Here is a 20,843-nt window from a genome sequence, read left to right as displayed (position 1 = left end):
TTTACTCGTCTGTCCAGTTACGGGCTAGGATCTTGCGTAGCGATCTGTCAAATGAAGGGATACGTCGATGGCACAACCGGCGATCGTACTGCTGAGCGGCGGTCTCGACTCCACCACGGTGCTCGCAATCGCCAAGGACCAGGGCTTCGAGCCGTACGCGCTGAGCTTCAGCTACGGCCAACGCCACAGCGTGGAACTCGAAGCCGCCAAGCGCGTCGCCAAGAGCCTCGGCGTTGCCCGGCACGTGATCACGGACATCGACCTCCGCGTGTTCGGCGGCTCTGCTCTCACGTCGGACATCGCTGTGCCGAAGCACGACAGCGTGGACGAGGTGGATGCCGACAGCGTCCCCGTCACCTACGTGCCGGCCCGCAACACGATCTTCCTCTCGTTCGCTCTCGCCTACGCCGAGGTCGTCGGGTCGACCGACATCTTCACGGGGGTGACGGCAGTCGACTACAGCGGTTATCCCGACTGCCGGCCCGAGTACATGGCGGCCTACGAGAACATGGCCAACCTCGCGACCCGTGCGGGCGTCGAGGGAGAGGCCCGACTGCGTCTCCACTCCCCTCTGATCGAGATGTCGAAGGCCGACATCATCCGGGAGGGTCTCCGGTTGGGGGTGGACTACTCGATCACGTCGAGTTGCTACGACCCCGACGACCAGGGACGGGCCTGCGGGCGCTGCGACACCTGCCTCCTCCGGTTGAAGGGTTTCGCCGAGGCCGGTGTCAGCGACCCCGTCGCGTACCGGAACGCGAACGCATGACCTACCTGGTCAAGGAGATCTTCTACACGCTCCAAGGAGAAGGCACCCACGCCGGGCGACCGGCCGTGTTCTGCCGCTTCTCGCGCTGCAACCTGTGGACCGGTCTGGAGAAGGATCGCTACCGCGCGATCTGCAAGTTCTGCGACACCGATTTCGTCGGCACCGACGGTACCGGCGGTGGACGGTTCTCCACCGCCGACGACCTCGCCGAAGCGGTCGAGTCGGCTTGGCCGTCGGAGGCTCGGGAGAACCGATTCGTGGTGTGCACCGGCGGAGAGCCGCTTCTCCAGTTGGACGATGCCGCGGTGGCAGCGCTGCACGAACGCGGTTTCGAGGTCGCGGTGGAGACCAACGGCACCCGTGTGCCGCCCGTCGGTGTGGACTGGCTCTGCGTCAGTCCGAAGATCGGCGCTGAACTTGTGGTGACCGGGGGTGACGAACTGAAGTTGGTCTATCCCCAGGTGGGCGGTGATCCCGCCCAGTTCGAACACCTCGACTTCCGGACGTTCCGCCTCCAGCCCCTCGACGACGCGGAACGGGACAGCCACACGCGCGCGGCGGTGGAGTACTGCATGAAGAACCCGCGCTGGTCGTTGTCCTTGCAGACCCACAAGTACCTGGGGATTCGCTGATGGAGATCTTCCGAGAGTTCACCTTCGAGGCTGCGCACCGCCTGCCCGAAGTGCCGGAGGGGCACAAGTGCGCTCGCCTGCACGGTCACTCCTACCGCGTTGCGGTGCACGTTGAAGGCCCTGTGGACCCGGCCGCGGGTTGGGTGATGGACTTCGGTGACATCAAGGCCGCCTTCAAGCCCCTTGAGGAACAACTCGACCACCATTACCTGAACGAGGTACCCGGGTTGGAGAACCCGACCAGCGAGAACCTCGCGGTGTGGATCTGGGATCGTCTGGTACCCGAACTGCCCTGGTTGTCGAGCGTGACCGTTAGGGAAACCTGCACCTCCGGGTGCACGTACCGGGGGCGGTGACCATGCACGACATCCAGGGCGAGTACGACCCTCGCGGGGTCGAAGTGGACGAGGTGGGCATCGCCGGGCTTCGGTACCCGGTGCTCTTCCAGGACGGCACCATCAGCGAGCGGGGTGTCGCGGAGATCTCGGTGACAGTTCGCCTCCAGGCCGATCGCCGTGGCACACACATGAGCAGGATGGTCGCGCTGGTGCACGAGCGCCTCCAGGTCTTCGAACCGCGCGACTTCGCGCAGACGTTGAAGGCGGGAGCCGCCGAGTTGGACGCCCCGGCCATCTCGGTGACGCTGAGCATGCCGGTCGCGATGGTGACCTCGGCCCCGACGAGCAAACTCGAATCGATGTCGGTGCACGACATCAGCGTGTCGGGTACGTGGCAGGACGGCGAGTGCCGGATGACGACGTCCGTGACCTCGGAGGTGACCAGTCTTTGTCCTTGCTCCAAGAGCATCTCCGACTACGGCGCTCACAACCAGCGCAGCAAGGTGACCCTGTCGATCACTGGTGACGAGGACGACCTGTACCCGTTGAACGTGGCCGATGCGGTCGAGATCATCGCTGGCAGCGGCTCAGCTCCCGTAGTGCCGCTGGTGAAGCGCGTAGACGAGCGGACGTTGACGATGCAGGCCTATGACCACCCGGTGTTCGTTGAAGACATGGCGCGAGAGATCTCCGTGGCCTGCCGGAGCCGTGGGCTCGTGCATCGAGTGCACGTGCGGAACCTCGAGAGCATCCACAGCCACGACGCCGTGGCGCTTGTTGTCGGCTGAAGCCGAACCAAAAGGCAAGGACATGTTGAGGAAGATCACGCCCGCCGGGGCTGCGCTGCTCGTCGCCTACATCGCCACGATCCCGTTGGCGAACTTCGTCGTCAGCCGCTTCGGGGCGGTACCAGTGGGGTTCGGCTACCTCGCCCCTGCGGCGGTGTACTTCGCGGGCCTCGCCCTGGTGCTCCGTGATCTGGCCCGCGAAAGTGTCGGTCGCGGCGCGGTGGTGGTTGCGATCGTCCTCGGCACGGTGTTGTCCTACCTGCTGGCGGATCCCGCGCTCGCTACGGCTTCCGCTGCCGCCTTCGCGCTGGCCGAGTGCCTGGACTTTGCGGTCTACGAACCGTTGCGCAAGCGTGGACTGATCATCGCCGTCGTCGGTTCCAACATCGTTGGTCTACTCGCGGACAGTCTCTTGTTCCTCAAACTGGCCTTCAACTCCTTCGAGTACCTGCCCGGACAGATCATCGGCAAGGCGTGGATGACTGTCGCGGCGGTCGCGGTGTTGGCCCTGCTCGGCCGCACCGGGCCGCGGGTGGGGACGAGTTGATCGAGCCCTTGACCGCCATTCGGCTCGGAGCCTCGGCTCGTACGACCTCGTGGCTGTGCCGGGTCAGGCCGCTCCTGTTCTGGAGTCACCTGCGCCGGTCGCCTCCGCCATGTGCACGCAGCCTTCACCGGGTGCCCGCCGTACCCGCGTGAACGACCTCTATGACTTTCGTCCAGGTCGTCGTCGACTGTTGGGGGATCTCCCCGGAGCGTGACCGCTCGTAGATTTGCCGCATCCGAGTGAATGGGGATGCGGTGAAAGCGCTTTTCTTGGCGGCGGTTCTGGCGTTGGGATTCCCGATGCCGGCGATGGCGACTCCCGATCAGAACCTCGACCTTGTTCTGCGGCAGGCGTTGGAGGATACCGGGGTGCCTGGGTTTTCTGCTGTGGTTACCCGGGGGGATGAGGTTGTTCATGTTGGGGGGTATGGGGATGGGGTTACTGAACGTACGCCGATGAGGGTGGCGTCGGTTAGCAAGTCGTTCACGGCTGCGGCTGTTATGGCGTTGGTGGACGATGGGAAGGTTGAGCTGGACGGTAGCGTTGTGGCGCAGTTGCCTGGGTTTGTGATGGAGGATGAGCGGGCTTCGCGGATCACTGTGCGGCAGTTGCTCAATCAGACGTCTGGGCTGGCTGACTTTACGATGGATGTCTCGGCGTTGGAGCAGGCCGCCTCGTTGGAGGAGTTTGTGGCCGGGTTGCGCGGGGCCTCGTTGGCCAGTGATCCTGGGGTTCGGTATCGGTACTGCAATGCCAATTACGACGTTGCTGCCCGGTTGGTGGAGGTTGCTAGCGGGCGGTCTTATTCCGAGTTCCTGCGGGAGCGGGTGTTTGGGCCCCTGGGGATGGGGGACAGTCGGGTTGGTGGGGAGGTTCCCGACGGCTTCAACTCCGCGTTCGGGGTGTGGGTTCAGAGGGAGGAGTTGCCGGCGTTTCGTGGGGGTAGCGGGGATGTTGTGACTACCGCCGCGGACATGGGGAAGTGGTTGATCTCGCAGAACGGGCGTGGGCGGCAGGTGGTGTCGGCGTCTGCTTTGGAGGTCATGCATTCGCCGTCGGCTGTGGCTGAGTACGGGATGGGGTGGGCGCCTGATGGGGATGGGTTGTTGATCCACTCTGGGAATTTGTTCACGTATACGGCTGTGGAGGCGATTTCTCCCCGTACCGGGTATGGGTATGCGGTTCTGGTGAACTCGGCTTCGTTGCACGACGCCGCCTATGGGGTGTTGCAGGCGCTGGTGGCGGCGACGGAGGGCCGCGAGCCGGTGTCTGCTGGTGGGGGACGGCAGACGACCGAGTTGGTGCTGGGGATTGTGGGGCTGCTGGCCGCCCTGTTGGGGGTGTTCGGGGTTGTGCGCGCTGGGAAGTGGGCGCGTAAGAGGGCCGGGCGTGCTTGGTGGCGGGTTGTTGTGCGGCTGGTGCCTGGGGTGGTGCCGGTGGTGGTGTTGGCGGCTTATCCGGATCTGGTGTCCGTCTTGATGAACGGGCGGACGGTCACCTGGGCGCAGATGACGTATTTTCCGTTGCCGTTGACGGTTGTGGTGGTGGTTGCGGCTCTGGCGGGTGGGGCGACGGTGGGGGCACGGGTGTGGCGGCTGTGGTTGTTGCGGTGAGGAACTACCTGGTGCTGGCGGTGATCGCCGGTGGTGGGCTGGTCAACGGGCTGGCGTTGGACGGGTTGCCGATGTGGCGGCAAGTCGTGTTCGTGGGGCTTGCGGTTGCGGCTTATCTGCACGGGCGGTACCTCGGGGTGGCTCGGGGGTGGCCGGTGTTGGTGGGGGTGGCGGCGCCTGCGGTCGGGTTGATGGCCGTCGATCTTGTGGAGTGGGCGGGGGCGGTGGCTTGTTTGGGGGTGTTCGTCGGGCTGCCTTGGGGTGCGGGGAGGTTTCGGCGGCAGCAAGCCCTGTTGATCGTGGAGTTGCGGCGGGCGCAGGAACTGGTGGCTGAGCGGGCTCGGTTGCGGGAGCGGGCTCGGATCGCGGCGGATGTGCACGACTCGTTGGGGCACGAACTGGCGTTGATCGCGTTGCGGGCCGGGGGGTTGGAGCTGGCGCCGGATTTGAGTGAGGAGAACCGGCGGGCGGCTGGTGAGCTGCGGGAGTCGGCGGTGGTGGCCACCGATCGGTTGCGGCGGACGGTCGGGTTGTTGCGGGAGACGACCGTGGTGCCGGTGGGTGAAGGGGTGGCGGAGCTGGTCGCGCGGGCGGTCGACGCCGGGATGGTGGTGCGGCTGGAGGGGGACGTCGGCGGGTTGCCGGAGTTGGTGGACCGGGCTGTGCACCGGGTGGTGCAGGAGGGGTTGACCAATGCCGCTCGTCACGCGCCGGGGAGTGAGGTGGGGGTGACGGTGTCGCGGAGGGCGGGGGAGGTCGAGGTGCGGGTGGTGAATGCGCTGGTGGGCGGCCTCCGGTCCGGAGCTTCCGGTGGCGTCCGGCCCGCAGGGCCTGCGGCTGGCGGCGGCCTCCGGCCCCCGTCTCCATCGTCGCACGGGGGTACGACGGAGGATGGGGGGACGCGTGCGGAGGAGTTGGCGGGGAGTGGGTTGGTGGGGTTGAGGGAGCGGGTGGAGTTGCTCGGAGGGGTGTTCAGGGCTGGGGTGGACGGGGACGAGTTCGTGGTGTGCGCGCGGGTGCCGGTGCGGGGGGAGCGGCGGTGATCAGGGTCGTGTTGGCCGACGACGAGCCGATGGTTCGGGCTGGGGTGAAGACGATCCTCGCCACGGATCCGGGCATCGAAGTCGTGGCTGAGGCGGGGGATGGGCGGGAAGCCGTCGAGTTGGCGTTGAGCCATCGGCCGGACGTGGTGTTGTTGGACATCCGGATGCCGCGGTTGGACGGGTTGGCTGCTGCCGAGGAGCTCGGGCGGGTCGCGCCGGAGGTCGCGGTGGTGATCTTGACGACCTTTGACGAGGACGAGTACGTGGCGAAGGCGTTGGGGTCGGGGGCCAGTGGGTTCCTGCTCAAGGCGGCCGACCCGCGGGAGCTGATCATCGGCGTGAGGGCTGCGTCGGACGGGGCCGCTTATCTGTCGCCGCGGGTGGCGCAGCGGCTGGTCGAGGACCTGCGGGGTGGCCGGTTGCAGCGGCACGAAGGCGCGCGTAGGCGGGTGGAAGGGCTCAGTGCGCGGGAGCGCGAGGTGTTGGGGCTGGTGGGACGGGGGTTGTCGAACCAGGAGATCGGTGCGCGGCTGTTCGTGGCCGAAGGCACGGTCAAGGCGCACATGACCGCCATCCTCAACCGGCTGGGCGTCGCCAACCGGGTCCAGGCGGCCATCCTCGCGCACGACGCCGGCCTGACCGGCTGACCGACTCACCCGACCGGCCCGACTCACCCGACCCGCCCGACTCACCCGACTGGGCGACACTGCAACGGCTCAGTCGTCGTACCCGCCGGTCACCTGCGTCCGGGCCGGTCGGGTGTCCCGGTCATCCCCCGGGTGGCGGTGCCCGCCGCTGAACGGCCGTGCGGGATTCCGCCGGCGGTCGCATCGGTCGGTGACCGGCGAACCACTCGTTAGGGCATGCGCCGGCCCCTCCCGGTGGATGGCCCCGGGTCGCCGGCCGCTGCCAGGCTCGGTAGCGGTCCCGGACGCCACCCCCCGACGCCCGGGCCGCCAGACGACGACCCCGTGAGGAGCGCCTCGGACCATGGCCACGGCACAATCCCCGACCACCGATGTGAAGCCGGTGCTGCGCAGCGCCTACCAGCGCTCGGTCGCCGAGTACTGGAACCAGGAGAAGGACCCGGTCAACATCAAGCTCGGCGAGGTCGACGGGCTGTACCACCACCACTACGGCATCGGGGACTACGACCCGGCCGTGCTCCAGACGCCGCCGGAGCAGCGTGACCAGGCCATCATCGCCGAGTTGCACCGACTGGAGACCGCGCAGGCCGACGTCCTGCTCGACCACTTCGGCGACGTCATCAAGCCCGGCGACCGCATGATGGACGGCGGGTCCGGTCGCGGTGGCACCAGCTTCATGGCCAACCAGCGCTTCGGCGCGCGGCTCGACGGCGTCAGCATCTCCGAGGCCCAGGTCGAGTTCGCCAACGACCAGGCCCGCAAGCGCGGCGTGGCCGACCAGGTCCGGTTCCACTTCAAGAACATGCTCGACACCGGCTTCGACACCGGCTCGATGCGCGGGATCTGGACCAACGAGACCACGATGTACGTGGACCTCCAGCAGCTCTACGCCGAGTTCGCGCGCCTGATCGCCCCCGGCGGCCGGTACGTCTGCATCACCGGCTGCTACAACGACCTCACCGGCGGCCGGTCGCGCGCGGTCAGCCAGATCGACCAGCACTACATCTGCAACATCCACCCGCGCAGCGAGTACTTCCGGGCGTTGGCGGACAACGGTTTCGTGCCGATCAACGTGGTCGACCTGACCGCCGCCACCATCCCGTACTGGGAGCTGCGGGCGAAGTCCTCGGTCGCGACCGGCATCGAGGACCCGTTCCTGACCGCCTACCGCGAGGGCAGCTTCCACTACCTGCTGATCGCGGCCGACCGCATCTGACCGCCGCGGCGCGGGGGCGGCGTGCACCCGTCCCCGCGCCCGAACCCAAGGGGCGCAACGACGATGACGGAGACCGTGGCCGCGGACTGGACCGTGCCGAGCGGCTTGGGCACGTCCGCCGCGCGGGTCGTGGCGGAGCTGACCAAGCAGCCGCCACCGGAACCGGGCTACCTGGAACGGCCGTGGGGCGACGGGACCGCGTCACCGCTGTACGTCCCGGTCGCCGAGCGGGTCGACGACGCGCTCACCGAGGTCGTCGAGGACGGCCTCGCGCTGTGGGCGGAGGAGGTCGGGTTCGAGGGCGAGGACCTCGACCACATGCGCAAGGCCGGGTTCGGGCGGCTGGCCGTGCTGACCCACGTCGACACCGACGACCCGGACCGGCTGCTGATCGCCGCCAAGCTCAACGCGGCGTGGTGGGCGGCCGACGACCTGTACGCCGACGACAGCGGCATGGGCGCGGAACCCACCCAGCTGCCGCCGCGCCTGGCGATCGCGATGGCGGCCATGGACCCGCTGCCCGACGCGGGCGAGTTCTCCGCGCCGCTGGACGAGACGCTGGGCTCGGACGTGGTGCTGCGCGCGCTGCGGACCGGGATCGACCACCTCACCCGGTACGGCACCCCGTCGATCGTGCAGCGGGTGAACTACTCGACGTTCGCCATGTTCGTGGCCTGGACCAGCTACGCGGCCTGGCGGCACACCGGCGAGTACCCGCCCGCGTGGAAGTACCTGGCCACCCGCCAGCACGACACCTTCTACACGTCGATGACGCTCATCGACGCCGTCGGCGGCTACGAGGTGCCCGCGAACCTGTACTACGAGCCGAACGTGCGGCGGGCCGCGTTCCAGGCGGGTACGGCGTCCGTGCTGGTGAACGACCTCATGTCGGTGAAGAAGGACGCGGCCGACGAGAAGCCGGTGGTCAACATGGTGCTCCAGGTCGCCGCCGACCGCGGTATCTCCAACGAAGAGGCCAGCGAGGTCGTCGTCGAACTGCACAACAAGATCGTCCGCGACTTCGAGGAACTGCACCGCTCGCTGCTGCCGCTGCCGTCACCGGAGCTCCAGCGCTTCCTGCGCGGCCTGAAGGCCTGGATGGGCGGCGGTTTCGAGTGGCACAACACCAATCCGCGCTACCGGTAGCGACGCATCGGTCACTTATGCACTAACTTCCCCATCGGAACGTTGCTTTCTGATGGGGGAGTGTGCATGAGACTGATCGGTATCGCGGCCGTCGCGGCGCTGGTCACCGCGACGGTCACCCCGGTCGCCGCGGCCGACGCGTCCGGCGATCGCGCGGCGCGGCTGGCCGAGGCGATCCGGCAGGCGGTGGTGGCGCAGGACTTCAAGGACGTCATCGACCTGACGCCGCCGGAGCCGAGCCTGGCCGCGCGGTCGGCCGAGCCGGTGGAGAAGTACGACGGGGTGCCCACGCCGCGCTTGGCGCTGGCGGCCGGGAAACCGCTGCACCAGACGCCGAACCTCGACGTCGCGGTGATCGAGCTGGACGGCGCCGGCCGCCCGCGGGCCATGGCGGACGTGCTGCTCAGCCCGCAGTACCCGACCGGGGTCGTGGTGCCGGTGAACCGGCGGACGCTGTCCACCGACCAGGTCCGCTACCGCTGGTGGGACGACACCGAGTGGGACGTCAACGGCGGGCGCGGCACGCGGGACGTCCTGGCGGGCCGGGAGGACGCGCCGATCGACTTCTCCTCGCCGTACCCGGCGTCGGTGCTCAAGCTGATGGTGGGCTTCGGCGTGCTGCGCCTGGTCGACCAGGGTCGGGTGTCGCTGGACGGCGAGTACGTCTACGACCCGACCGTGCCGAGGCCCGCGTGCGGCGGGAAGCAGACCAAGACCGTGCGGCAGTTCTTCGACGAGATGATCACCCGGTCGCAGAACGAGTCCACCTGCGCGTTGATCAAGATGATCCACGACCTGAAGGCCATGGACGAGCTCAACCAGTCGTTCGTGGACCTCGGCCTGCCGACGCTGATGATCACCGGGACGCTGCCGGAGAACGGCGGCCGGTGGATCGGCTCGAACATGAGCGGCATCGACACGGCGAAGCTGCTGCTGCTGGTCAACGGTGGTCCCGGTGTGCTGTGGACGACCGACAGCGGGCGGCGCGTGACGGCGGGCGCGTTGAGCCGGTCGTCGCGGCAGTTCTTCCTGAAGACGCTGGGGGACCAGGGGCACAACGAGATGCTGTCCACCACGAACTGGTGCGGCCGGGACTACCCGGTGCAGGGCATCCCGCAGAAGACCCCGGCGCGGTGGGTGCAGCCGGACGGCACGGTGACCGTGGGCGACGCCGTGTACGGGCAGGACGTGCGGCCGTGTGACGCGCGGGCCGAGGTCACCTACGCGCACAAGAACGGGTGGGTGGACACCACCGGCAGCGACGCGGGCATCGTGAAGTCGTTGCGCGGCAAGGACGGCCGGAACTACGTCGTGGTCGTGTTCTGCAACCTGGGCACCGACTACGTGGACTCCTACCGGCCCGCCGACCCGCCGGGCGTGTTCCCGGTGCTGTACACCGAGAAGTACGCCAAGCTGGGCAAGGCGATCGACGGGATCATGGCCGGGATGCGCTGAGCCAAGCGCCTTTCCGACGGAGGTGGAGGACGAGGGCGGCGATGTTCCAGGCGTCGTCCTCGCCACTGTGGTGGCGACCTTCGAGGGGCAGGCCCGCGATCTCCAGGGCCTGCGCCATGCCGGGGCGCTTGCGGAGACCGTGGGCTTCCGCGAAGACGGCCTTCGCGTTGGTGTGGTCGCGGGAGAACGGGTACTCGGTGTTCGTCATCTGGCACTGGCGGGTGAACTGCTTGCGGTCGTAGTCGCCCCAACTGGCCCACGGGACCTGGTTCGCGCGGTGCTCGGCGGCCAGGATCCGGCAGGCTTCGGCGAACGTGACACCGGTGTCGACCTCGGCCTGCGTGAGGCCGGTCAGCTCGGTGCAGAACGCGCTGACGCGGCTGCGCCGGGGGCGGACCAGGATGCGGTGGCGCGCGGTGCGGACGCCGGCGTCGAGGTCCACCACGGTGAGGCCGATCTCGATGATCTCGCTGGTCTGGGTGGGCGGCGGGCTGCCTTCCCAGCAGGTCGCTTCCACGTCGACCACGTTGAGGATGTTCACGCCGGCACGGTAGCGGGCGGGTCTCCGGGCGGGATGGGGATTTTCGCGGTGGTCGAGCCGGGGTGCCGCCGGGACGAGAAACCCGCCCCGGCGGCACGGTGTCAGCAGGCGCCCAGGTCCTGCCAGACGGCCCACGACCCGGGTGCGCCCGGCTCGGCGCCGGTCGAGTACCAGGTCGACTTCCACTTGTGGCTGTTGTGCGAGACCTCGTCGTTGGGCACGTACGAGGTGGTGGCGTTCCACGCCGGCAGGGTGCCGCAGCCTCCGCCGCCGTTGCCCTGGACCGTCAGGGTGTAGGTGGCGGTGTGGGTGGTGTCGGCGCCGGTGGCCGTCACCGTGATGGTGTAGGTGCCCTGCGGTGTGGCCGAGGTCGTCGCGAGGGTCAGGGTGGACGACTCGCCGGACTCCACCGACTGCGGCGTGAAGGTCGCGGTCGCGCCGGTCGGCAGGCCGGTGGCCGTGAAGCTGACCTTCTGCGGCGAGCCGGCGGTGGTGGTCGTGCCGACGGTGGTGGTCGTGCTGCCGCCCGCCTGGACCGTGCCGCTGGTCGGGGTCAGGGTGACCGCGAAGTCGTTCGTCGGCGGTTGGCCGCCGACCGTGAGGGTGTAGGTGGCCGAGTGGGTCGCGTCCGCGCCCCGCCCGGTGACGGTGATCCGGTGTTCACCCGCCGGGGTGGACGCGCTGGTGGCGATGGTCAGCTTGGCCGACTCGCCGGCGGCGACCGTGGCCGGGTCGAAGGTGGCCGTCGCGCCCGCGGGCAGGCCGGTGGCGGTCAGGGTGACCTTCTGCGACTGGCCCGAGGTCACCGTGGTGGCGACGGTCGTGGTCGTGGTGCCGCCCGGCTGGACCGTGCCGCTGTCCGGGCTGACCGCCAGCGCGAAGTCGTTCGTCGGCGGTTGGCCGCCCACGATCAGGGTGTAGGTGACGCTGTGCGTGTTCGCGCCGCCGACGCCCTTCACGGTGATCGGGTACGTGCCGGGCGCGACCGACGCCGTCGTGGACACGTTCAGCGTCGCCGACTGGCCGGAGGTCACCGACGACGGCGTGATCGACACCGACACGCCCGCGGGCTGGCCGGACGCCGTCAGGGCGACCGTGTGCGGGTTGCCGGCGACGGTGCTGGTGTTGACGGTGGCCGTCGTGCTGCCGCCCGCCTGGACCGTGCCCGACGCCGGGTTCAGGGCCAGGCTGAAGTCGTCCACCGGCACCGAGGTGCAGCTGGGCTCACCGGACTGCGCCGGCACGCTGATCGCGTTCCACGCCGCCTTGACCACGTTGTACTGCTTGCACGTCGGGTCGAGGTTCTTCGCCGCCGTGAGGGTCGCGACCCGGTACTTGAAGTGGGTCATGCTCGACGTCTTGAGCAGCATCGCGTTGTAGTACACCCGGCCCGCGGCCTGGATGCCGATGCCCGCCGGGATGGTCGAGCCGTCGCACGTGGGGCTGTTCTTCGAGCCCTCGGCCAGCAGGTAGAACCAGTGGTTGAGCGGGCCCGCCGCCGCGTGCACCTCGGTGCCCGGGATGGCGCTGGACCAGCAGTTCGGGTGACCGGAGACCGCCTGCGGGTTGGCCATGTTGCGGATCGGGCCGCGGCCGACCAGGTTCACCGACTCGCCGACGAGGTAGTCCGGGGTGTCCCAGGGGGATGGTTCGTTGGCGTAGGCCTCGGTGAGGGCGCCGAAGATGTCACCGGTCGCCTCGCCCAGGCCGGCTTCGCGCCCCGCGCCGCCGGGGGTGTACTGGTCGATGGCGTGGCCGTGCTCGTGGCCGACGACGTCCATCGACGCGATCCACTGGTTGGCGTTGTTGTGGCCGATCTCGATCTGCTGGCCGGTCCAGTAGGCGTTGACCGCGTTCAGGCCGACCTTGACCGTGACCCCGCGGCCGTTGCCGTCGATGCCGTTGCGGCCCAACCAGTTCTTCAGCATGTCCCACTGCTTCTGGGTGGACCACAGCACGTCGACGCAGCCGGTCTCCTTGCTGGTGGCCTGGCCGTTGCCGAAGGAGTTGGACGACTTGGTGAACGGCTGGTTGGTCGAGTAGTCCACGCACCGCAGGCCGGGGCGGGTGTCGTCGACCGTGCTGTTGTTGCTGGTGTCGATGGTCAGCGGGTTGGGGCCGTTCCACTCGCTGGTGCCGGTGCCCGCCCGGACGTCGTCCACCAGGTCCTCGACCACGCCGGTGCGGGCGTCGACGAACACGTGCAGGCGGCTGGGCTCGCCGTTGCGGGTGCCGGTGACCACGGTCTCGTAGACCAGCTTGCCGTGACCACGGGCCAGCACGGACAGCGTCGCGCCCTCGACGTTGTCCACAGTGGACAGCTGCGAGCGGGCGATGGCGACCGCGCGGTCCTTGTCGATGCGCGGCCGGACGTCGACGGCGAGACCGCCCTCGTTGGCCGCGACGGTGTCGAGCACCTTGCCGGCCGCGTCGGTCGCCACGACGGCGTCGCCGCCGACCACGGGCAGGCCCTTGTAGGTGCGCTCGTAGGCCACGTAGTACAGGTCCTTGCGGCCGGGCACGCCGCCCTTGTGGACGGCCCGCCGCTGGAACTGCTCGTCGGGGCCCTTGGCGAGGGCGTCCAAGCCGGACGCCGCCGCCCGGTCGGCGGCTGCCGCGGCCACCGCCACCGGGTCGGCGGCGGGCGCGGGCGCGGCCTGGGACGAGCCGCCCGCCACCTGGACCGACAGGGCGGCCAGGCAGGCGGTCAGGTATATGCCGATTCTGCGTTTCATGCCAGCTCCTCGGGCATGCAGGGAATACCGAGAACTCGGTGTGACGTCCTCATCGGTGTGCGCGATGTGGACTAGACCACTCTTGTGTAACGCCCGCCGGTAGGCCCATCGAGCCTTAACACTTGCCAGTTCGTTCAGTTGCGCCTTTAGGCCTATGACCAGCGAGAACGCTGGTCATATCGCGGAAAGTTATGTCTTTTCGGTATGCCGCCGAACGCTGCGCCGAAAGCCTTGCCGGTAATCCGTTTCCCCGCTTGGGCAGAATGGTCGGTGTCGAAGGGGGGCTTGCGACATGGATGTGGCACGGTTCGACCCGCACCGCGAAGACCCGGTGCCGGTCGCACGGGTGCAGGTGGCCGCGATGGAACACGCCCGGACGCCGGGACCGCGGCCGAACGTGGACACGGCGGTGTGGCGGTTGCGCAACCCGTTCCCGGACCTCGGTCCGGCGGTGCACTGGGTGGCGCGGGCGGGTGGCGAGGTCGTCGGGGTGGCGGTGGCGTACTTCCCGGAGCGGGAGAACACCTCGTCCGTGCTGCTCACGATCACCGTGCACCCGGACCACCGGAGGCGCGGCGCGGGTGCGGCGTTGCTGCGGGCGGTCGTGGCGGAGTCGGTGGCGCGCGGGCGGACGTCGGCGGAGGTCTGGCAGGTCGACGAGGGCGGGCCGGGTGAGGCCTGGGCGTCGTCGTTGGGGTTCCGGGTGGGGTGGCGGACGGTGCTGCAACAGCTGGACGTGACCGACGCGCGCACCGACGTGCCCGTCCCGGCCGGCTACCGGTTCCGGCGGTGGATCGGGGCCGCGCCCGACGACCTGGTCGAGTCCTACGCCCGCGCCCGCAACGCGATCGGCGACTCGCCGTTGGGGGACGCCGAGTTCGAGCACCCGGAGTGGACGGTCGAACGGGTCCGCGAGGAGGAGGCCGCACGGCGGCGGCAGGACGTCGAGCAGCTCGTCGTCGTGGCGGTGCACGAGGAGTCCGGCGAGGTCGCGGGGCTGACCGAGGTCGAGACCCGGCCGACCGCGCCGACGTGGCTGATGCAGCGCGACACCGCCGTCGTGGCGGCGCACCGGGGCCGGGGGCTGGGCGTGGCGATGAAGGCCGGCTTGCTGCGGTGGGTGCTGCCCGAGCGGCCGGAGGTGCAATCGGTGCTCACCGGCACGGGATCGGACAACGTCGCCATGCAGCGGGTCAACCACGCGTTGGGGTACCGGGACGTTCGGACGTGGCTGTTCCTGCAACGCGAGGTGGAAGGACTGTGAGCATCGAGGTCGGGTCGTTCGACCCGCACACCGCGCCGGAGTCGGACCTGCGGGAGTACCACCGCATCCGGGTCGCCGAGGGCGATCCCGACGACCTCGACTACGAGCGCCTGGTCACGCGGATGCGCCACCCGATGCCGGGGCTGGGGCCGGCCGAGTTCCGGCTGGTGCGCGTGGCCGGTGAGGTCGTCGGCGTGGTCTACACCCGGTACCCCGAAGCGCCGAACGACCACATGGCGTTGTGCGAGGTGGTCGTGCACCCCGACCACCGGCGGCGCGGGATCGGCACGCAGGTGCTGCGGACCTTGCTGCCGGACTTCCGGGCGCGGGGCAGGCGGACCGTCGAGGCGTGGTTGGTGGTCGAGGACAGCCCGGGCGACCGGTGGGCGAAGTGGTTGGGCTTCCGGACCGCGCGGTCGATCGCCCGCCTGGGCTTGGACTTCGCCGACGCCGACCGGTCGTTGTGGCACGTGGACCCGCCCGCCGGCTACGAGCTGGTGCGTTGGACCGGCACCACACCGGACGACCTGGTCGAGTCCACCGCACGGGCGCGCGGCGCGATCCACGACGCCCCGACCGGGGACACCGAGTTCCGCGAACCGGAGTGGACCGCGCAGCGGGTTCGGGAAACCGAGGCGGAGTACCGGGACGGCGGCGTCGAGCAGCGGGTCGTGGCGGCGGTGCGGGACGGTGAGGTGGTCGGGTTGACGGAGGTCATCCGGCTGCCGTCCCGGCCCGACCGGTTCTACCAGGGGTACACGGCCGTGCTGGGCGCGCACCGGGGACGGCGGATCGGCTTGTGGCTCAAGGGGGACATGCTGCGGTGGCTGGCGGAGGACCCGACCGCCGCCCGCATCACGACGGCGACCGAGAGCGAGAACCACCACATGATCCGGGTGAACCGCGAGCTGGGCTGGCACGACCTCCCGACCGATCTGGTGCTGGCGCACGACGTGGCGGCGCTCGCGGAGCGGCTCGGGGGGTAGCCGGCGGCCTGTGCCATGATCTGCGGCGCACCTTGGGGGAGGGATCGGTGGAGGCACACCACTTGAGGCCGCCGGAGGCCGAGGACGCGGCGGAGTTCGTCGCGGCCATGCGGGCGCTGCGGGTGCGGTCGGGCTACAGCTTCCGGGCCCTGGAACGCCGTGCCGCGACCCTGGGTGAGGTCCTGCCGACGTCGACCCTGAACTCGGCCCTGTCCCGCTCGACGTTGCCGCGCGAGCAGATCGTGGTGGCGTTCGTCCGTGCGTGCGGGGGCGACGAGGAAACAGCGGCAGCCTGGGCCCGGGTCCGCGCCGACCTGGCGGCGACGGAAGTCGAGCCGGATTCGGCACCCGCGCCCACTCCCGAACCCGAAGTCCCCGAACCCGAAGCCGCCGAACCGGAAACCATCGATCCCCCCGCGCCTGTGGAGATCGCCGAAGAACCTCCGGTCACCGCAGGCCGCCGGAGCCGCGCGCTCGCCGTCGTGCTGGGGCTCCTCGCGGTGGTCTTGGCGATCGTGCTGGTGGTCGTCCTCAACCGCGCACCACAAGACCAAACGGCCACCGGCCCCACATCGACCACCACGACAACCGCCGAGACCACCGCAGCCGCCACCACGACCACCACCGCGGAAACCACCCAACCCGCCCCGGCACCGCAGAACCCACCGCAGAACCCACCGCCGAACCCCGCGACCACCACCGTCCCCACCACGGAGAACCGCCCCGAGCCGCCGCCGAACAGCAGCCCCCGCAACGGCATCCAACGCATCCGCTTGAGCCACACGGGCCTGTGCGTCGGTGAGGGCCAGGAGCGGTTCAGCGGGTCAGCCCGGATCGTCCTGGGCCAACACGACTGCGCCACCGCCACCCCGCCCACGGAACTGGAACGCCTGCCGGACGGCTCCTTCCGCATCAAGCTGCACAACGCCGACTACGGCATCGGCTGCGCGACCGTCGACTACGGCGGCACGGACACGGGTGTCCTCATCGCGGGCACGAACTGCGGCAACCGCGTCGACCAGCAGTTCACCCTGGAACCGGTCGCCACGGGCTACCTCCTGCATTCCGTCCCGGGCGCGCGCTACTGCATCGGCGTCTACGGCGGCAGCCGCGAGCCGGGCACCCAGCTGATCCAGAACCCGTGCGACGGCGGCGCGCACCAGGTCTTCCAGCTCGGCTAGCCGGTGCGCGCCTCGCGGGTGCGCCACAGCACGGTCACGAAGTACGGCGTCCCGACCAGCGCGATCACCAGGCCGGCGGGGATCTGGGCCGGTGCGATCACCGTGCGGCCCAGGGTGTCGGCCGCGCTCACCAGCACCGCGCCGACCGCCGCCGCGACCGGCAGGACGCGCGCGTTCCGGCCGCCCACCAGCGATCTCGCCAGGTGCGGAGCCACCAAGCCCACGAACGCCACCACGCCGATCGCCGCCACCGCCGTCGCGGCCAGCACGCCCGATCCGGCCAGCACCGCCAGCCGGGACCGCTCCACCCGCACGCCCAGCACGCGCGGGGTGTCCTCGTCGAGGCTGTGCAGGTCGAGTTCGCGGTGTCGCCACCACAGCAGCGGGACGACCACCGCGAGAGCCAGGGCGACGGGCAGCACCTGGTCCGGCGTCCGCCCGTACGTCGAGCCGGACATCCAGGTCAGTGCCTTCGCCGTGTTCCACGGGTCCGACACGACGATCAGCAGCGTGATCAGCGCCATCCCCGCCGACCACAGCGCGATGCCGATGACCACCAACCGGTCCGGGTCCAGGCCCGACCGCCACGCCAACCCGTAGACCAGGGCGAACGCCACCACCGCCCCCGCACCGGCCGCGCCGGCGATGTGCCAGGCACCGGCGAGGGGGACGAGCGTGATCATGGCGATCGCGCCCAGGCCGGCACCGGCGGTGATGCCGAGCAGGCCCGGTTCGGCCAGCGGGTTGCGGCTCACCGACTGGATGCCGCACCCGGACACCGCCAGCGCCGCGCCCGCCGCCAGTGCCGCCAGGACGCGGGGGAGGCGTTGGTCCAGCACGAAGGTCAGCGCGGTGCCGGTGCGGCCGGACAGCCAGTTCGCCAGGTCGCCCAGCAGCACGACCCGGTCGCCGAGCAGCAGGCCGACCACGGGCGCGGCGACCACCAGCACCGCGAGCGCGACCCCCACCGCGACGACCCGACCGCGCGTCCCGGCCACCCCGACCCTGCCCGCCGGTGCCTGCCGGGCACTGCCGCCCGAGGACCGCCCGCGTCGGGCCAGCCACACCAGCAGCGCCGCGCCGATGATCGTCGTGGGCACACCGGTGGGCACGGGCAACGCCTTGGCGGCACCGAAGACCGCCCGCAGCAGCACGTCTGCGCCGAGCACCACCAGCACCCCCACCAGGCCCGACAGCGGCAGCAGCACCCGGTGCGCCCCGACGCGCGGCACGAGCAGCCGGGTGACCACCGGCGCGGCCAGGCCGACGAACCCCACCGGCCCGGCGACCGTGACGGCGGCGGCGGTGAGGGCGACGGTCAGCAGCACCGCGCCGACCCGCGTCCGCCGCACCTTCAAACCCAGCAGGGACGCGTTGTCGTCGCCCAAGGCCAGGATGTCCAGCGACCGCCCCATCGCGACCAGCGCCGCGACCGCCACCACGACGACGGGCGTCATCCGGGCGGTGGCGTCCAGGTCGCTGACGGTCAGGGACCCGCTGCCCCACGCGAACAGCCCGGTCGTCTCCTGTTCGAACATCAGCAGGAACAAGATCGTCAACGACTGCAACGCCAACGCCACCGCCGAGCCCACGAGCACCAACCGCGGACTGGTCGACCCGCCGCCGGACAGCCCCAGCACCACGGTCGCCGCCGCCAGCCCGCCCGCGAAGGCGAGCACGCCCGCGGGCAGCGTCGGCAGGGTCAGCCCGAACGCCGCCACCACGACGACGGCCAGGTGCGCACCCGCGTTGACGGCCAGCGTGTCCGGTGACGCCAAGGGGTTGCGCGCCACGGACTGCATGCCCGCCCCGGCGACGCCGATCGCGACCCCGAGCAGCAACGCGGTCAGCAGGCGTGGGACGCGGGAACCCTCCAACACCGCGAGGGTCTGTGCGTCCCCTTGGCCGATCAAGGCCTGAAGCACGTCGAGCACGCCGGTGTCGGACGTGCCCTGGGTGAGGTGGACGGCGGAGAGCGCGGCGATGGCCACCACGATCCCCGCCGTCACGGCGGCGGTGCGCAGCACGTCAGGCGGTGACGGCGCGGACGACCTGGTCGGCGATCGAGGCCACGGACTTCGGGCCGCCGAACGTCCAGGTGCCGCCGGCGAACTTGGTGACCTTCTTCGACGCCACGAACGGCAGCCGCTGCCACACCGGGTTCTGCGCCAGGCCGGTGGTGAACACGTCGTCCTCGGACGCGCTGTAGAACAGGACGGTCTTCGGGTCGGTCAGGACCGAGAGGCCCTCGACGTCGGTCTGCCCCAGGCCCCACTGCGGGTCCACCTGGCCGGTCCACGCGTTCTTCAGGCCGACCTGCTCGGCGATGTCGGAGACCAGCGAACCCTTGCCGAACGGGCGGATGCTCACCGTGCTGCCCTCCAACCAGCCGTCGGCCATGAAGAACGGCGTGCCCGCGACCCCCTTGCCCTCCAACGCCTTCTTGCCCTCGGCGAGCTTGGCGTCCATGTCGGACAGCAGCTTGTCGCCCTCGGCGGACTTGCCGACCGCCTTGGCGATCATGCGCACGTCCTCGCGCAGCCGGTCGAGGTTGCGGGAGGCGTCGCTGGACTTGGTGACCACGACCGGCACGTACTTCTCCAGCTGCGGCACCAGCGTCGAGTCGCGCTCCTCGGCGATCACCACGACGTCGGGGTCCAACGCGACGATCGCGTCCACGCTGGGCTCGGAGCGCTTGCCGATGTCCTTGACGGAGGCGTCCAGCGGGGCGGCGGCGTTCCACGTCTTGTAGCCGGCGGTGTCGGCAACGCCGACCGGCATGACGCCCAGCGAGGTGACGATCTCGGCCTCGCCCCACTCGAGGGCGACGACCTTCCGGGCCGGTGCCTCGAGCTCGACGTTCTTGCCGCGCGCGTCGGTCACGGTGACCGGTCCGCCGGCGGACGCGGACGTCGTGGTCGCCGGGTTTTCCGTTGTGCCGCAGGCGGTCAACAGGATCGCGGCAGCCGCGACCAGGGCAGGGATGCGCATGGGTGGTTCCTTCGTGGTTCAGACGAGACGAGCGGTGTGGCGGCCGACGGGACGGCAGTGCACGGTGCCGGTGACCGGGTCGTGCGCCACGTGGACGGTGATGCCGTAGGCGTGCGTGAGGTGCTCGGCGGTCAGGACGTCGGCGATGGCCCCGTCCGCGACCACCCGCCCGTCGCACAGCAGGACCACCCGGTCGGCGACGGCCGCCGCGTGGTCGAGGTCGTGCAGCACCACGCCGACCGCGACCCCGTGGTCGGTGGCCAGGTCGCGCACCACGTCGAGGACTTCGACCTGGTAGCGCAGGTCGAGGTGGTTGGTGGGTTCGTCCAGCAGCAGCACGGAGGTCTCCTGGGCGAGGCAGGAGGCGAGCCACACCCGTTGCAGCTCGCCGCCGGACAGCTCGTCCACCCCGCGCTCGGCCATGTCCGTGACCCCGGTCAGGCGCATGGCCCGCTCGATCGCCGCACTCCCGTCGCGGTCGACCCCGCGCCAGCCCGCGCGGTAGGGGTGGCGGCCGTAGGCGACGACGTCGCGGACGGAGACGCCGGAGGGGGTCGGGCGGTGCTGGGTGAGGAGGGTGACGTTGCGGGCGAACTCCTTGCCGGACAGGGCGGTCACGGCGTGGTCGCCGAGGTGGACGGTGCCGTCCTGCGGCTTGTGCAGGCGGGCGAGCGAACGCAGGACGGTGGACTTGCCGGACCCGTTGGGGCCGACGAGGGCGGTGACCGTCCCGGGCCGCAGTTCCAGCGAGACCCCGTGCACGACCGTGCGGTCGTGGTGCGCGAGCACCAGCTCACGCCCGCTGAGCGTCCCGTCCGTAGGCATGAAGGTGAGGCTAACCTAAGCCGAGCGGTTAGCCCGTACGGGTGTGACCCCGGACATCATTACGCATCGGTAACACGCAAAGTGCGGACACCCTCCGGTACGGCCGGGTGCGCCGGTAGGGCGAGA

The 20,843-nt window shown here is 70.2% G+C and carries 19 protein-coding genes; 14 read left to right on the top strand and 5 right to left on the bottom strand.

All coding sequences use genetic code 11. The features are described 5' to 3' along the window. Positions 1 to 67 precede the first annotated feature (67 nt). The 11 genes from queC (at position 68) to DFJ66_RS18145 (ending at position 10,194) form a co-directional block, all read left to right on the top strand. Positions 68 to 769, top strand: coding sequence for a 7-cyano-7-deazaguanine synthase QueC (queC, locus tag DFJ66_RS18195; RefSeq protein ID WP_121222626.1), 702 nt, complete (start codon positions 68 to 70; stop codon positions 767 to 769). Next, entirely contained in the window at positions 766 to 1,401 is a 636-nt protein-coding gene (gene queE / locus DFJ66_RS18190; protein WP_121222624.1) for a 7-carboxy-7-deazaguanine synthase, read from the top strand. The genes queC and queE overlap by 4 nt, the downstream gene beginning before the upstream one ends. Next, positions 1,401 to 1,757 (top strand): 6-carboxytetrahydropterin synthase QueD, encoded by a 357-nt coding sequence (gene queD, locus DFJ66_RS18185; protein ID WP_121222622.1) that lies wholly within the window; start codon positions 1,401 to 1,403, stop codon positions 1,755 to 1,757. Before queE ends, queD begins: the two co-directional genes overlap by 1 nt. 2 nt (positions 1,758 to 1,759) lie before the next feature. Continuing rightward, the gene (locus DFJ66_RS18180) at positions 1,760 to 2,527 is read left to right on the top strand and encodes a GTP cyclohydrolase I FolE2 (RefSeq protein WP_121231357.1); all 768 of its coding nucleotides are present in this window, start codon (positions 1,760 to 1,762) and stop codon (positions 2,525 to 2,527) included. Between the two features lie 22 nt (positions 2,528 to 2,549). Next, positions 2,550 to 3,074, top strand: a complete 525-nt coding sequence (locus tag DFJ66_RS18175; RefSeq protein ID WP_121222620.1) for a VUT family protein — start codon at positions 2,550 to 2,552, stop codon at positions 3,072 to 3,074. 254 nt (positions 3,075 to 3,328) lie between these two features. Beyond that, positions 3,329 to 4,687 carry a serine hydrolase domain-containing protein gene (locus DFJ66_RS18170; protein ID WP_246029806.1) on the top strand — a complete coding sequence of 453 codons (1,359 nt, stop codon included), beginning with the start codon at positions 3,329 to 3,331 and terminating at the stop codon, positions 4,685 to 4,687. Continuing rightward, positions 4,684 to 5,730: a sensor histidine kinase gene (locus DFJ66_RS45025; RefSeq protein ID WP_211351213.1), complete on the top strand. Its 1,047-nt coding sequence runs from the start codon at positions 4,684 to 4,686 to the stop codon at positions 5,728 to 5,730. Before DFJ66_RS18170 ends, DFJ66_RS45025 begins: the two co-directional genes overlap by 4 nt. Beyond that, positions 5,727 to 6,377: a response regulator gene (locus DFJ66_RS18160; protein WP_121231351.1), complete on the top strand. Its 651-nt coding sequence runs from the start codon at positions 5,727 to 5,729 to the stop codon at positions 6,375 to 6,377. Before DFJ66_RS45025 ends, DFJ66_RS18160 begins: the two co-directional genes overlap by 4 nt. Before the next feature lie 343 nt (positions 6,378 to 6,720). Beyond that, positions 6,721 to 7,593: a geranyl diphosphate 2-C-methyltransferase gene (locus tag DFJ66_RS18155; protein WP_121222618.1), complete on the top strand. Its 873-nt coding sequence runs from the start codon at positions 6,721 to 6,723 to the stop codon at positions 7,591 to 7,593. 63 nt (positions 7,594 to 7,656) lie between these two features. Further along, positions 7,657 to 8,739 (top strand): family 2 encapsulin nanocompartment cargo protein terpene cyclase, encoded by a 1,083-nt coding sequence (locus tag DFJ66_RS18150; protein ID WP_121222616.1) that lies wholly within the window; start codon positions 7,657 to 7,659, stop codon positions 8,737 to 8,739. Between the two features lie 66 nt (positions 8,740 to 8,805). After that, complete coding sequence (locus DFJ66_RS18145) at positions 8,806 to 10,194, top strand: serine hydrolase (RefSeq protein ID WP_121222615.1); 1,389 nt, start codon at positions 8,806 to 8,808, stop codon at positions 10,192 to 10,194. Here DFJ66_RS18145 and DFJ66_RS18140 read toward each other — a convergent pair. Next, on the bottom strand, positions 10,175 to 10,735 hold the full coding sequence (locus tag DFJ66_RS18140) for a 3'-5' exonuclease (protein ID WP_121222614.1): 561 nt from the start codon (positions 10,733 to 10,735) through the stop codon (positions 10,175 to 10,177). The genes DFJ66_RS18145 and DFJ66_RS18140 overlap by 20 nt on opposite strands. A gap of 101 nt (positions 10,736 to 10,836) precedes the next feature. Further along, the gene (locus DFJ66_RS18135) at positions 10,837 to 13,470 is read right to left on the bottom strand and encodes a M4 family metallopeptidase (protein WP_121222612.1); all 2,634 of its coding nucleotides are present in this window, start codon (positions 13,468 to 13,470) and stop codon (positions 10,837 to 10,839) included. 292 nt (positions 13,471 to 13,762) lie between these two features. Here DFJ66_RS18135 and DFJ66_RS18130 point away from each other — a divergent pair, with 292 nt between their 5' ends. Genes DFJ66_RS18130 through DFJ66_RS42820 form a run of 3 tightly spaced genes read left to right on the top strand, consistent with a single transcriptional unit; the run spans position 13,763 to position 16,901 of the window. After that, positions 13,763 to 14,734 (top strand): GNAT family N-acetyltransferase, encoded by a 972-nt coding sequence (locus DFJ66_RS18130; RefSeq protein ID WP_121222610.1) that lies wholly within the window; start codon positions 13,763 to 13,765, stop codon positions 14,732 to 14,734. Next, on the top strand, positions 14,731 to 15,720 hold the full coding sequence (locus DFJ66_RS18125) for a GNAT family N-acetyltransferase (RefSeq protein WP_121222608.1): 990 nt from the start codon (positions 14,731 to 14,733) through the stop codon (positions 15,718 to 15,720). The genes DFJ66_RS18130 and DFJ66_RS18125 overlap by 4 nt, the downstream gene beginning before the upstream one ends. A 47-nt stretch (positions 15,721 to 15,767) precedes the next feature. Beyond that, positions 15,768 to 16,901, top strand: coding sequence for an RICIN domain-containing protein (locus DFJ66_RS42820; RefSeq protein WP_170199505.1), 1,134 nt, complete (start codon positions 15,768 to 15,770; stop codon positions 16,899 to 16,901). Here the strand turns inward: DFJ66_RS42820 and DFJ66_RS18115 are convergent. Genes DFJ66_RS18115 through DFJ66_RS18105 form a run of 3 tightly spaced genes read right to left on the bottom strand, consistent with a single transcriptional unit; the run spans position 16,898 to position 20,717 of the window. Then, a complete protein-coding gene (locus DFJ66_RS18115; protein WP_121222606.1) occupies positions 16,898 to 18,928 on the bottom strand; it encodes an iron ABC transporter permease in 2,031 nt (676 codons plus the stop codon). The genes DFJ66_RS42820 and DFJ66_RS18115 overlap by 4 nt on opposite strands. A 1-nt stretch (position 18,929) precedes the next feature. Continuing rightward, positions 18,930 to 19,892: an ABC transporter substrate-binding protein gene (locus tag DFJ66_RS18110; RefSeq protein ID WP_121222604.1), complete on the bottom strand. Its 963-nt coding sequence runs from the start codon at positions 19,890 to 19,892 to the stop codon at positions 18,930 to 18,932. 18 nt (positions 19,893 to 19,910) lie between these two features. Further along, a complete protein-coding gene (locus DFJ66_RS18105) occupies positions 19,911 to 20,717 on the bottom strand; it encodes an ABC transporter ATP-binding protein (RefSeq protein ID WP_121222602.1) in 807 nt (268 codons plus the stop codon). Between the last annotated feature and the right edge of the window lie 126 nt (positions 20,718 to 20,843).

Source organism: Saccharothrix variisporea (genome assembly GCF_003634995.1).
GTDB lineage: Bacteria > Actinomycetota > Actinomycetes > Mycobacteriales > Pseudonocardiaceae > Actinosynnema > Actinosynnema variisporeum.
This window is presented reverse-complemented; position numbering and strand designations above follow the sequence as displayed.

What these genes read in the sequence shown, in the direction of transcription:
- queC (WP_121222626.1), top strand. Translation starts at nt 68, where the DNA reads ATGGCACAACCGGCGATCGTACTGCTGAGCGGCGGTCTCGACTCCACC.
- queE (WP_121222624.1), top strand. Translation starts at nt 766, where the DNA reads ATGACCTACCTGGTCAAGGAGATCTTCTACACGCTCCAAGGAGAAGGC.
- queD (WP_121222622.1), top strand. Translation starts at nt 1,401, where the DNA reads ATGGAGATCTTCCGAGAGTTCACCTTCGAGGCTGCGCACCGCCTGCCC.
- DFJ66_RS18180 (WP_121231357.1), top strand. Translation starts at nt 1,760, where the DNA reads ATGCACGACATCCAGGGCGAGTACGACCCTCGCGGGGTCGAAGTGGAC.
- DFJ66_RS18175 (WP_121222620.1), top strand. Translation starts at nt 2,550, where the DNA reads ATGTTGAGGAAGATCACGCCCGCCGGGGCTGCGCTGCTCGTCGCCTAC.
- DFJ66_RS18155 (WP_121222618.1), top strand. Translation starts at nt 6,721, where the DNA reads ATGGCCACGGCACAATCCCCGACCACCGATGTGAAGCCGGTGCTGCGC.
- DFJ66_RS18150 (WP_121222616.1), top strand. Translation starts at nt 7,657, where the DNA reads ATGACGGAGACCGTGGCCGCGGACTGGACCGTGCCGAGCGGCTTGGGC.
- DFJ66_RS18145 (WP_121222615.1), top strand. Translation starts at nt 8,806, where the DNA reads ATGAGACTGATCGGTATCGCGGCCGTCGCGGCGCTGGTCACCGCGACG.
- DFJ66_RS18135 (WP_121222612.1), bottom strand. Translation starts at nt 13,470, where the DNA reads ATGAAACGCAGAATCGGCATATACCTGACCGCCTGCCTGGCCGCCCTG.
- DFJ66_RS18130 (WP_121222610.1), top strand. Translation starts at nt 13,763, where the DNA reads ATGGATGTGGCACGGTTCGACCCGCACCGCGAAGACCCGGTGCCGGTC.
- DFJ66_RS18110 (WP_121222604.1), bottom strand. Translation starts at nt 19,892, where the DNA reads ATGCGCATCCCTGCCCTGGTCGCGGCTGCCGCGATCCTGTTGACCGCC.
- DFJ66_RS18105 (WP_121222602.1), bottom strand. Translation starts at nt 20,717, where the DNA reads ATGCCTACGGACGGGACGCTCAGCGGGCGTGAGCTGGTGCTCGCGCAC.